Source organism: Futiania mangrovi, assembly GCF_024158125.1.
Lineage (GTDB): Bacteria > Pseudomonadota > Alphaproteobacteria > Futianiales > Futianiaceae > Futiania > Futiania mangrovi.
Genome location: NZ_JAMZFT010000002.1, coordinates 809,786 through 821,269, shown reverse-complemented (window position 1 = coordinate 821,269; position 11,484 = coordinate 809,786). Strand labels below are relative to the sequence as shown.

Sequence of the window (11,484 nt, the reverse complement as noted above, 5' to 3'; positions counted from 1 at the left end):
AAATCGAAATGCGCACTGTCGTCCTCTTCCGTAGGCCGCACCCGGCGAAGCGGCGAGCGGCAAAGCCGTGACCCGATCCCGCGGGTCTGCCGGCGTGCGGAAGCGAAAGAGGCCGAACCATGCCATCCAACGCACCGACCGCCGCGCAGAGCGCGGGATCAACCGTTCGATGTCACCGCTACGGAAGTCCGTGCCCGGGCGCGCCCCGCGCCGCAGGTCGGGTGACTCTGGCATCGGCAGGTCTCCTGGCTCGCGGGTCGTCATCCTGCACCTGCCTTCCCAAATGCGCCCCGAGGGGGCATCCAGTGGCGTCGTCGGTGCAGGACTCGCCGCTTACAGTTGCGGGGGCAGCCCCGGCATCGGGCACGGCAATCGCGCCCTCACCGGGTTCCCATTTCATCCACTGTGTCGCGGAACCGATGCTGCCGCAGAGTTTCGCCGCGACTCGCAAGCCTTGTCAATCGGCGGATGTGCGCTAGGGACGGCACGGCGCTCAGCTTGCGGGGGTGTCGGGAACGCGCGGGCGCGGGGGCACACCGCGGCGGCGTTCGCGGTAGGCGATGTAGAAGGAACTGGCGAAGATCACGCTGCCGCCGATCCAGGTCCAGATGTCCGGAACCTCCTGAAAGAGGAACAGGCCCGCGATGGACGCCCAGACCAGCTTCAGGAAGTCGAACGGAAGCACCAGCGTCGTGTCGGCGAGCGAGAAGGCCCGCGTCAGGAAATACTGGACAGCGCTGCCGAACACGCCGATCAACGCAAGCCAGCCCCATTGCCAGCCCGTCGGCCACTGCCACACGGCAATGGCCGGGATCAGCGCGAACAGGCCCACGAAGATCGAGGCATAGAGCGTGATGACGAGGGGGCTTTCCTCGTGCGTCAGGCGCTTGATGACGATCATCGCCCCCGCCCAGACGAGGCTGGAGACCAGCGCCAGGATGGCGCCGGGGCTGACCGCCTCGAAACCGGGGCGCACGATCACCAGCGTGCCCGCAAACCCGATCACGAGCCCGGCCCAGCGACGGATCCCGACCCGTTCGCCGAGAATGAGGATTGCAAGCAGGGTCGCAAACAGCGGCGCGGTGAAGTTGATCGCCGAGATCATCGCCAGCGGCGTGATGCTCACCGCCCAGAAGAAGCAAAGCATGGCGCCGGCGTTCAGCAGGCCGCGCAGGGCGTGCAGGCCGATGTGGCGCGTCCGCATGGCCCGGACCCCACCGATCTGCCAGAGCATCGGCGCCAGCACGATGAAGCCGACGACGCACCGGAAGAAGGCGATCTGCAGCGGATGCAGGTCCTCCGCGAGATGCTTGATCGCCGACAGCATCAGCGTGCCGGAGACCCCGCTGAGCATCATGAAGAGGATTCCGGCAATCGCGGCGTTCATCGCGGCGGCCGGACGGGTCTTGCAGCACGAAAGGGCGCGCGGGACGTCATTGCTCCAGCATCGCCGCGCGGGCAGCGGATGGCCAGACGCCTGGCCCGCATGGAAGGCATGTCCGGCCACGGGAGATTCAGGCCGGCCCCCCGCCTTTCGGGGCATCGAGCGCCGGGTTCCGGTAGCGCTGCCCCCGCCCCAGCATCACCCCGTTCACGCTGGCGACGCCCATCTCGAGGCTCTCGGCGATGCGGTGCGCGCGCTCGACGAAATACTCCGCGGCGGCGGGCGGGCACAGGTCGCGGGCCGTCGCCTCGAACAGCGCGAGCCAGCGGTCGAAATGCCGGGCGTCCACCGGAAGGCGAACATGCGCGGGCATCGGGCGGCCATGGTAGCGGCCGCTCAGCAGCGCGACCGACGACCAGAAGGCGCACATGCGCGCGAGGTGCGGCTCCCAGTCGGAGATCTTCGAGTCGAACACCGGACCCAGCATGGGATCGCCCCGGACGCGGTCGTAGAAGCCGTGCACGAGGCGTTCGATCATCGCCTCGTCGATACCGGTGCGGGCAACGATCTCCGCGGTGACCTCGGCGCGCCGGGCAGCATGGGCGGCGGCATCTTCGTGGGCGTGATGGTTCATGCGGACTGTCCTAGTCCCCTCTCCCGCCGGTGCGCAAGGGGTGGCCCCACGGCGCGGCAGCACGCCGCGGGCTCTCTGGTCGCAACATGTGCAATGCAGACCAGACACCCTCCCCTCTTGCAGGATGGTGGGCGAAACCGCCCTATGTGCGACCGCAAGGACGAAAGGCCAGGACAACGGCCAGGGGATCGGGCGCTTTGGATCTGACACTCGAAACGGCAGCCTACATCGCGCTGACGTTCTTCATCGGCGGCTTCGTGAAGGGGGCGAGCGGGCTCGGACTGCCTGTCGTCGTGCTCGCCATGCTCGCGCCGATCGTGGGACTGAAGACCGCGCTGGCGCTGTTCCTCATTCCGGGCGTCGTCACCAACATCTACCAGGCGCTGGCCGGACCGGCCTTCCTGCGCCTCGTCGCGCGGCTATGGTCCTTCCTGCTCGCCGCCATGGTCGGAATCTGGATCGGCACGGGCGTTCTGGCGGGTGCGGACACCCGGCTTCTCGAGGCGCTCCTAGGCGCGCTGCTGGTGCTCTACTCGACCTTCTCGCTGCTGACGCCGCAACTTCCGCCCCCGGGGCGGCACGAGGCGTGGATGTCGCCTGCAGCCGGCGGCGCGGGCGGCCTGCTGTTCGGCATGGCGGGCGTGTTCATCGTGCCGGGCCTCCTCTATGTGCAGACGCTGGGCTTCAAGCGCGACATCCTCGTGCAGGCGATGGGCATCACCTTCGTCACGATCAGCACCTCGCTGCTCTTCTCGATGGCGGGGCGCAGCCTCGTCACGACGGACCAGGCGACGATCTCGGTCGCGGCCCTGGTGCCGACCTTCATCGGCCTCTATCTCGGCCAGAAGGTGCGCCACCGCATCTCCGAAGAAGGCTTCCGCAAGCTGTTCTTCGCGGCGCTGATCCTCGTCGGCTCCTACATGCTGGCGCACGGACTGCTGATGTAGGCCTCGCACCCTTGCGCGGAACGCCCGGCAGGTGCCCTACTCGAGGCGTCCTCTTCGGAGCCCGATTCGCAATGCTCACGCAGATCGCCGCCGGAACGATCGTGATCGTGGTCTCGCTGTTCATTCACGGGATGGGCATCGCGCTGGCGGTAGACGGGCTCAACCGCTTCTTCAGCCAGCTCTCGCACCGCCAGCCACCCCTCAGACGGCTGCAGATCGTCTTCGGCGGGATCATGCTGATCCTGCTGCTGAACACGATCTGCGTCTACATCTGGGCCGCAGCGTTCGAGGCGCTGGGCGTCGTCGGCGATTGGGAGACGGCGGTCTATTTCTCCCTCGTCTGCTACACGACGCTCGGCTTCGGCGACATCCTTGGCGCGCCCGAATGGCGGCTTCTGTCGGGCTTCGCCGCCACGAACGGCATGATCGCCTTCGGCATCTCGACAGCCTTCCTGATCGAACTGATGCGCCGCGTCCACTTCGTGGAGCGCTGAGCTTCAGGCCGGACGATCGCCCTTCAGCGTGATCCGGTGCATGAGCCGCCTGTAGCCGTGATAGTCGTTGACCGGATTGTGCAGCGCGCAGCGGTTGTCCCAGAAGGCGAGCGAGCCCGGCTGCCAGCGGAAGCGGCAGGTGAACTCCGGCCGGACCTGGTGGGCGTGCAGGTAGGCGAGAAGCGGCGCGCTCTCCTCCTCCGTCATGCCCTCGAACCGGACCGTGTGCGCCGTGTTGACGAACAGGGCCTTGCGCCCGGTCTCGGGATGGGTGCGGACCGCGGGGTGGGCCGCCTCGTAGACCTTGCCCGGCTCCTCGCGCCCGCTGTCCTTGATGCGGTCCTCGCGGGTCTTGGTGACGTCCGCCTTGGCGGAGCTGTTGATCGCGACGAGACCGTCGAGCAGCCGCTTCATGCCGTCGGAAAGCGCATCATAGGCCGCGTAACCGCTGGCATAGAGCGTGTCGCCGCCATAGGGCGGAATCTCGCGCGCGACCAGCATGGTTCCCATCGGCGGATGCTCGAGATAAGCCGTGTCCGTGTGCCAGACGCCGCCGAAATTGACCTTCTCATGCTCCATCTTGGCGACCTGGATGATTTCCGGATAGCCGTCGAGACCGTGGACGAAGGGGTACTCCACCGGCTCCCCCATCGCGCGGGCGAAGGCCATGAAGGCGTCGGAGTCGAGCGTCTGGTCGCGGAAGAAGACAACGAGATATTGGAGCCATGCCTGCCGGATCGCATCGACCGTACCCGCGTCGAGATCCCGGGAGAGATCGACCCCGTGGATTTCCGCCCCAAGTGCCCCGGCAATCGGGCGAATGTCCAGATTCCGCGTTGCCACCGCACCCCATCCTTTCTTCATTTCGAAACTCTTTGCGTCATTGCGAAAGAGATTACGCGCGGACGCATGGCAATGCAAGCGCGCGGGGCCGCCCCTTCCCATGTGCGCAGCCATGCATGATAGGCTCGCCGCGACCGTCCCGTCGCACGCGACGCAAACGCAAGGGAGGACGCAAGCGCACCATGCGGATCGGCCTCGACAATCGGGACCTGCAGATCCTGTCGGTGCTCCAGCGCGACGGGCGCATCAAGAAATCCGCGCTGGCCGCGGAGATCAACCTGTCGCCTGCCGCCTGCTGGGAACGCCTGACCCGGCTGGAGCAGGCGGGCGTGATCGCCGGCTACCGGGCGGAGGTGGCGCTCGACCGTGTCGCGCGGGTGTCGCTGTTCGTCGTGCAGATCGAACTGGAACAGCACCGCGCCGCCGACTTCCGGAGGTTCGAGGCCGCCGTCGCGCGCCTGCCCGAGATCACCCGCTGCCTCGCGGTGGGCGGCGGTGTCGATTATTTCCTAGAAGTGATGGCGCCTGACGTGGAGCGCTACCAGGCGCTGATCCAGCACCTGCTCGACAGCGAGATCGGGGTGAAGCGCTATTTCACCTATGTGGTCACCAAGAATGTAAAGAACGCCCCGCCGCCCGTGGGCGACCTCGTACGCGCCGCCGAAGAAACCCCGGACTGACCCCGCCTGCCGCCGAAAGGATTTCGGCAGACAACAGGCAATCCCGATCCGACGCCGGGGCGAATTCCCTAGACTCGGCAAGGTATCAACCTGCCGAGAGGAAGGGAGGCCGCCGCATGTCCGCGACCCGCCGCACGCAGACCGCATCCCGCGACGCCGACGCTGGCCTCGGACTGGCAGAGCCCGGCTTGCTGCGCGTCTCCTCCTGGATCGGGGGCGCCTGGGACAAGTCCTCGCCCGCCGGCGTCTTCGCCGTCACCAACCCGGCGGACGGGGAAGAAATCACCGGCGTACTGGCCGCCGACGCGGACCGCGCGGCTGCCGCGGTCGACGCCGCGCACCGCGCGTTCGGCCCCTGGTCGCGCCTCCTGCCGCAGGAGCGCGCCGACGTGCTGAAGCGCTGGCACGCGCTGATCCTCGAGCACAAGGAAGACCTCGCGCGCCTGATGACGCTGGAACAGGGCAAGCCGGTCTCGGAAGCGCGCGGCGAGATCGACTATGGCGCGTCCTTCGTCGAGTTCTTCGCCGAGGAGGCCAAACGCCCCGACATCATGAGCGTTACCTCGCACCTCAACGACGCCGAGGTCGAGGTGTGGCGCGAGCCCGTGGGCGTCGCCGCCCTCGTCACGCCCTGGAACTTCCCGAACGCGATGCTGACACGCAAGGCCGCCGCCGCTCTCGCCATCGGCTGCACGGTCGTGGCGCACCCGTCGCGGGAGACGCCGCTGTCCGCACTGGCGCTCGCGGAGCTTGCCGCCCGCGCGGGCCTGCCAGCCGGTGTCTTCAACGTGGTAGTGGGCGACGCGGCCGAGATCGTAGGCACCTGGACGCAGGACACCCGCGTGCGGGCCCTCTCCTTCACCGGCTCGACCGGTGTCGGGCGGCTGCTCTACGAACAGTGCGCACCGACGATCAAGCGGCTGAGCCTGGAGCTTGGCGGGCACGCCCCCTTCATCGTCTTTGCCGACGCCGACCTCGACAAGGCGGTCCGCGAGGCGATCAAGGCGAAGTTCGCAACCTCCGGGCAGGATTGCCTCGGTGCCAACCGCTTCTTCGTGGAGCGGCCGGTCTACGCCGCCTTCTGCGAGAAGTTCGCCGAGGCGGCGCGGGCGCTGAGCGTCGGCAACGGCCTCGAGGATCCCGACATCGGCCCGCTGATGAACGACCGCGCGATCGCCAAGCAGCGCGAGCACGTGGACGATGCGGTCGCCCGCGGCGCCAAGGTGCTGTGCGGTGGCGGGGTGATGGACCTCGGCCCGCTGTTCTTTGCGCCGACCGTGCTCGCCGACGTGCCGGACGCGGCGAAGATCCTGCACGAGGAGACGTTCGGCCCGGTCGCCGCGGTCGCCCCCTTCGACACCGAGGACGAGGCCGTCGCCCGTGCCAACGCGACCGAATACGGCCTGATGGCCTATGTCCACACGCGCGACCCCTCCCGCATCTACCGGGTGAGCCGCGCGCTGGAGTTCGGGATGCTCGGCATCAACCGGACCAAGGTGACGGGCGCGCCGATCCCGTTCGGCGGCATGAAGCAGTCGGGCCTCGGGCGCGAGGGCTCCCGCCACGGAATCGAGGCCTTTTCCGACGTGAAGTACGTCTGCCGCGACTGGTCCTGACGGCCGCGCGCGACCCCGCCGTTCAAGGAGAGAAGACCATGCTGACCAACGACCGCCTCGATGCCTGGGACCGCGCGCATTTCCTGCACCCGTCCACGCATTTCGCGCAGTTCGCCCGCGGCGAGGCGCCGAACCGCATCGTGACCGGCGGCGAGGGCGTCTACATCACCGACCGGGAGGGGAACCGCCTGCTGGACGCCTTCGCCGGGCTTTATTGCGTGAACGTGGGCTACGGACGCACCGAGATCGCGGACGCCATCGCCCGCCAGGCGCACGAGCTTGCCTATTACCACGCCTATGTGGGTCACGGGACGGAAGCCTCGATCACGCTGGCGAAGATGATCGTCGACCGCGCGCCCGCGGGCATGTGCCGGGTCTATTTCGGCCTCTCCGGCTCGGACGCGAACGAGACCAACATCAAGCTCGTCTGGTACTACAACAACGTCCGGAACAAGCCGGAAAAGAAGAAGATCGTCTCGCGCTGGCGTGGCTATCACGGCTCCGGCCTGATGACGGGGTCGCTGACCGGGCTCGACCTCTTCCACCGCAAGTTCGACCTGCCGCTCGCCCAGGTGATCCATACCGAGGCGCCCTACTACTTCCGCCGCGCGGACCCTGCGATGAGCGAGGAGGAGTTCTCCGCCCATTGCGCGCAAAAGCTGGAGGAACTGATCCTCGCGGAAGGGCCGGATACGGTTGCAGCCTTCATCGGCGAACCCGCGCTCGGCACCGGCGGGCTCGTGCCCCCGCCCGCAGGCTACTGGGCGGCGATCCAGGAGGTGCTTGCGAAATACGACGTGCTGCTGATCGCCGACGAGGTGGTGACGGGCTTCGGGCGGCTCGGCTCCATGTTCGGTTCGGACCATTACGGCATCCGGCCCGACATCATCACCTCGGCCAAGGGCCTGACCTCGGCCTATGCACCGCTGTCGGCCTCCATCGTCTCGGAGAAGGTGTGGAAGGTGCTGGAGGAAGGAACCGACAGCTTCGGCGCGTTCGGGCACGGCTGGACCTATTCCGCCCATCCCATCGGCGCGGCGGCGGGCGTCGCGAATCTCAAGCTGCTGGACGAACTGGGCCTGGTGGAGAACGCGGCCTCGACCGGCGCCTACCTCAAGCAGAAGATGGCGGAGGCCATCGGCGACCACCCTCACGTGGGCGACGTGCGCGGCGAGGGCCTGCTGATGGCGGTGGAGCTTGTCGCGGACCGGGAGACGCGGACGCTCTTCGAACCGGCGCAGGGCGTGGGCGCAAAGGTCAATGCGGCGCTGCTGAAGCGCGGGGTCATCTCGCGCGCCATGCCGCAGGGTGACATCCTGGGCTTCGCGCCGCCGCTCTGCCTGACGCGGGCCGAGGCGGACGAGATCGCCGGCGCCATGGCGGGCGCCGTGGCGGAGGTGCTGGACTGACTGCCAGCGCCTTGCCTCGCCGGGGCGGGAGTGCGAAAACCGGTCCCTGACGCTACGCCCCTGCAGGAGACCCCGCGCCATGAGCACCGAGGACCGGCCCGTCATCTATCACAACCCGAAGTGCGGCACCTCGCGCAACACGCTGAAGATCCTGGAGGCCGCGGGCTACGATCCGGAGGTGGTGCCCTACCTGGAGACCGGCTGGACCGAGCCGCACCTGCGCCAGCTTCTGGCCGATGCGGGCCTCACCGCGCACGACGTTCTGCGCGCCCGCGGCACGCCGGCAGAGGAACTGGGCCTGCTGAAGGACGGCGTGTCGGAGGACACGATCCTCGCCGCGATGACCGAGCACCCGATCCTCGTCGAGCGGCCCATCGTGCGGACGGCGAAGGGCGTCAAGCTCTGCCGCCCGTCCGAGACCGTGCTCGACCTGATCGACCGGCGCCCGCCCGCGGACTTCGTGAAGGAAAACGGCAAGCCGCTCGACCGCTGAGCGGCGCAGGCCCGGCCGCCGGTCAGTCGAGTGCGCGCCGCGCCCCCAGCGCCGCGGCCAGCGTCCCGTCGTCGAGATAGTCGAGTTCGCCGCCGACAGGCACGCCCTGGGCAAGGCCGCTCGCCCTGATCCCCGCCTCGCGCAGGCGGTCGGCGATGTAGTGCGCCGTCGTCTGCCCCTCCACCGTGGCGTTCAGGGCGAGGATGACCTCGCCCACGCCTTGCGTCTTCGCCCGGTCCACGAGCGCGCCGATGCGCAACTCGTCCGGCCCGATCCCGTCCAGCGCCGAGAGCACGCCGCCCAGCACGTGATAGCGGCCGCGAAAGACGCCCGCACGCTCCAGCGCCCAGAGATCGGCCACCTGCTCCACCACGCAGAGGAGCGCAGGGTCGCGGCGCGGATCGCGGCAGACCGCGCAGGTCTCGTCCGTGTCGAGGTTGCCGCAGATGCGGCAAGGCCGAACCTTCGTGCGCACCGCCTCCAGCGCGGTGGAGAGCGGGTCCATCAGCCCCTCGCGGTTGCGCACGAGCGTCAGAACGGCGCGGCGCGCCGACCGGGGACCTAGCCCCGGCAGCTTCGCGAGCAGTTCCACCAGCCGCTCGATCTCCGCACCCGCGGCGAATCCCATGGGGTCAGAACGGCAGCTTGAAGCCGGGCGGCAGCGGCAGGCCGGCGGTGACCTGCTGCATCTCCTCCTGCGCGCGCACCTCGGCCTTCGCGCGGGCGTCGTTGACCGCCGCGACGACGAGGTCTTCGAGAACCTCCCGGTCGTCCGCCGTCATCAGCGAGGGGTCGATGGAGACGCGCCGCACCTCGCCTTTCGCGGTCGCGACCACGGTCACGAGGCCCGCGCCCGCGCTGCCCTCCACCTCGATGCCGGCCAGCCGCTCCTGCGCAGCCTGCATCTTCTCCTGCATCTCCTGCGCCTGCTTCATCAGGCCCGTGAGATCGCCCAAGCCCTTGATCATTCCATGTCCTCCCCGGGATCGACGGGCATGTCTGCGCCGCCCTCGGTCTCTTCGTCAAGCAAGGCCGCCCCGGCGGGTGCCGCGTCGCGGTCGCGCACGTCGGCTAGCGTCGCACCGGGGAACGCGGCCATCACCGCCTGGACGAGCGGATGCGCCTCGGCCTCCGCCCGGCGGCGGTTCGCGGTCGCGCGGCGGGCTTCCTCTCGCGTTGGCTCCGCCTGCCCGCGCCCCACCGTGACCGCCCAGCGCATGCCGGTCCACGCGCTCAGCTTCTGCTGGATCTCCCCGCACAGGCTCTGCGGTGCATTTTCTGTCGGCTGGATTTCGAGCCGTCCCGGCGCGAAGGAGACGAGCCGCACCATCGTCTCGAGCCGGGTCTTGAGCAGCACGTCGCGCTTCTCGCTCGCCAGCGCGATCACGTCGTCGAAGCTCGCGAGCGCCACGGCGGAGTGTGCGGGTACGGCGTGCGCTTCCATCTGCGGGGCAGCCATCGAGACAGGCTCGCTGCGCGCAGCGATAGCGAGGCGCGCACCGCCGCCGCTTGCACCGCCGGACCCGCGCGGGGCAGCACCTCCTTGCGCAACTGCACCGCCTTCGGTCAGGCGCCTCACGAGATCGCCCGGCGGGGGAAGGTCCGCGGCGTGGGCGAGCCGGATGACCGCCATTTCCGCGGCACTTTGCGGGCGGGGCGCGCGCGCCACCTCGCCCGCCGACTTCAGCAGCATCTGCCAGGCGCGCGTCAGGACCGGCAGGGCCATCTTTTCCGCCATGGCCTGCAGTCCCTGCCGCTCCGCCTCGGGCAGGGCCGCACCCTCGGCCAGCGCCGGGGCAACCTTGAGCCGCGTCGCGCCGTGCACGATGTCGAGCAGGTCGGCGATCACCGTCTGCGGGTCGGCGCCCGCCGCGTGCAGCCGGTCGAGCGCGGCGAGCGCGTCGGCGGGCTTGCCCCCGAACGCCGCTTCCAGCATCTCGAACAGGATCGCACGGTCGGCAAGGCCCAGCATGTCGCCGACGAGCGCGGCGTCCGCCGTGCCGCCGCCGTGCGCGATCGCCTGGTCGAGCAGCGACAGCGCGTCGCGCATCGAACCTTCGGCGGCGCGCGCGATCAGGCTCAGCGCCGGGCGCTCCACCTCCACGCCCTCGGCCGCGCAGATGCCTGCCAGGTGCTCGACGATCTTCTCCCCCTCGATCCGCTTCAGGTCGAAGCGCTGGCAGCGCGACAGCACCGTCACCGGCACCTTGCGGATCTCGGTCGTGGCGAAGATGAACTTTGCGTGCGGCGGCGGTTCCTCCAGCGTCTTCAGAAGGCCGTTGAACGCGGCCTTCGAGAGCATGTGGACCTCGTCGATGATGTAGACCTTGTAGCGCGCGCTGACGGGCAGGTAGCGCACGCCGTCGATGATCTCGCGGATGTCGTCGATGCCGGTGCGCGAGGCGGCGTCCATCTCCAGCACGTCGACGTGGCGGCTCTCGGCGATGCGGCGGCAGTTCTCGCATTCCCCGCACGGGCTGGTGGTCGGTGCGTCGGAGGCCGTGCAGTTCAGACCCTTGGCGATGATCCGCGCGGTCGTCGTCTTGCCCACCCCGCGCACGCCCGTGAGGATGAAAGCATGCGCGATCCGGTTGGTACGGAAAGCATTCTCAAGCGTGCGGACAAGGGCTTCCTGGCCGATCAGCGCGGAGAAGGTCTGCGGGCGGTATTTGCGCGCGAGAACACGGTAGTCGCCGTCCTCGCCTTTTGCGGCGGCGGGCGCCTCGGCCACCGGCAGGTCGAGACCGAGGCCCGGCCCTTCCGGCGTTTCGGCCGCGCTTTCCGTCGAGGTCTCGGTCACATCGGCCATCGGCGTTTCGGGCCACCCGCGCGCGGTTGCCATGAAAGGGGTCGAGCAGGAGGCCGGACGCGACCCGAGTAGAACTCGTTACGGCTGCTTCCTTCCGGACCTGACCGGGTTGGCGAGGAACCCGCCCGCGCCGACCTCCCACCCGCCTTATAGCAGCAGACCGGGGGCCGGATGC

12 protein-coding genes, 1 other RNA gene and 1 riboswitch are annotated in these 11,484 nt (G+C 69.0%); of the genes, 6 read left to right on the top strand and 7 right to left on the bottom strand.

The window, feature by feature from the left end:
* Nucleotides 1-218: 218 nt before the first annotated feature.
* Nucleotides 219-436: riboswitch (cobalamin riboswitch) on the bottom strand.
* Between the two features lie 57 nt (nucleotides 437-493).
* Both NJQ99_RS10820 and NJQ99_RS10815 read right to left on the bottom strand, forming a co-directional pair.
* Nucleotides 494-1,387: a DMT family transporter gene (locus NJQ99_RS10820; RefSeq protein WP_331283317.1), complete on the bottom strand. Its 894-nt coding sequence runs from the start codon at nucleotides 1,385-1,387 to the stop codon at nucleotides 494-496.
* A gap of 127 nt (nucleotides 1,388-1,514) precedes the next feature.
* Nucleotides 1,515-2,018: a group III truncated hemoglobin gene (locus tag NJQ99_RS10815; RefSeq protein WP_269332841.1), complete on the bottom strand. Its 504-nt coding sequence runs from the start codon at nucleotides 2,016-2,018 to the stop codon at nucleotides 1,515-1,517.
* Nucleotides 2,019-2,215: 197 nt separating this feature from the next.
* Between NJQ99_RS10815 and NJQ99_RS10810 the strand changes: the two genes are divergently transcribed.
* Nucleotides 2,216-2,965, top strand: a complete 750-nt coding sequence (locus tag NJQ99_RS10810) for a sulfite exporter TauE/SafE family protein (RefSeq protein ID WP_269332840.1) — start codon at nucleotides 2,216-2,218, stop codon at nucleotides 2,963-2,965.
* Between the two features lie 71 nt (nucleotides 2,966-3,036).
* Nucleotides 3,037-3,459 (top strand): ion channel, encoded by a 423-nt coding sequence (locus NJQ99_RS10805; RefSeq protein WP_269332839.1) that lies wholly within the window; start codon nucleotides 3,037-3,039, stop codon nucleotides 3,457-3,459.
* A gap of 3 nt (nucleotides 3,460-3,462) precedes the next feature.
* Here the strand turns inward: NJQ99_RS10805 and NJQ99_RS10800 are convergent, their stop codons facing one another.
* A complete protein-coding gene (locus tag NJQ99_RS10800; RefSeq protein ID WP_331283316.1) occupies nucleotides 3,463-4,302 on the bottom strand; it encodes a TauD/TfdA dioxygenase family protein in 840 nt (279 codons plus the stop codon).
* A gap of 182 nt (nucleotides 4,303-4,484) precedes the next feature.
* Between NJQ99_RS10800 and NJQ99_RS10795 the strand changes: the two genes are divergently transcribed.
* The 4 genes from NJQ99_RS10795 to arsC all read left to right on the top strand — a co-directional run bounded on the left by NJQ99_RS10795 (nucleotide 4,485) and on the right by arsC (nucleotide 8,500).
* Complete coding sequence (locus NJQ99_RS10795) at nucleotides 4,485-4,982, top strand: Lrp/AsnC family transcriptional regulator (RefSeq protein ID WP_269332837.1); 498 nt, start codon at nucleotides 4,485-4,487, stop codon at nucleotides 4,980-4,982.
* A gap of 116 nt (nucleotides 4,983-5,098) precedes the next feature.
* Entirely contained in the window at nucleotides 5,099-6,598 is a 1,500-nt protein-coding gene (locus NJQ99_RS10790) for an NAD-dependent succinate-semialdehyde dehydrogenase (RefSeq protein ID WP_269332836.1), read from the top strand.
* 38 nt (nucleotides 6,599-6,636) lie between these two features.
* Entirely contained in the window at nucleotides 6,637-8,007 is a 1,371-nt protein-coding gene (locus NJQ99_RS10785) for an aspartate aminotransferase family protein (protein WP_269332835.1), read from the top strand.
* A 79-nt stretch (nucleotides 8,008-8,086) separates the two neighbouring features.
* A complete protein-coding gene (arsC, locus tag NJQ99_RS10780) occupies nucleotides 8,087-8,500 on the top strand; it encodes an arsenate reductase (glutaredoxin) (protein WP_269332834.1) in 414 nt (137 codons plus the stop codon).
* A 22-nt stretch (nucleotides 8,501-8,522) separates the two neighbouring features.
* Here the strand turns inward: arsC and recR are convergent, their stop codons facing one another.
* From recR to ffs, 4 genes are all read right to left on the bottom strand, one after another.
* Nucleotides 8,523-9,128: a recombination mediator RecR gene (gene recR / locus NJQ99_RS10775; protein WP_269332833.1), complete on the bottom strand. Its 606-nt coding sequence runs from the start codon at nucleotides 9,126-9,128 to the stop codon at nucleotides 8,523-8,525.
* 4 nt (nucleotides 9,129-9,132) lie between these two features.
* On the bottom strand, nucleotides 9,133-9,468 hold the full coding sequence (locus NJQ99_RS10770) for a YbaB/EbfC family nucleoid-associated protein (RefSeq protein WP_269332832.1): 336 nt from the start codon (nucleotides 9,466-9,468) through the stop codon (nucleotides 9,133-9,135).
* A complete protein-coding gene (locus tag NJQ99_RS10765; protein ID WP_269332831.1) occupies nucleotides 9,465-11,309 on the bottom strand; it encodes a DNA polymerase III subunit gamma/tau in 1,845 nt (614 codons plus the stop codon). The genes NJQ99_RS10770 and NJQ99_RS10765 overlap by 4 nt, the downstream gene beginning before the upstream one ends.
* A gap of 44 nt (nucleotides 11,310-11,353) precedes the next feature.
* Nucleotides 11,354-11,449: signal recognition particle sRNA small type (gene ffs / locus NJQ99_RS10760), an RNA gene on the bottom strand.
* Between the last annotated feature and the right edge of the window lie 35 nt (nucleotides 11,450-11,484).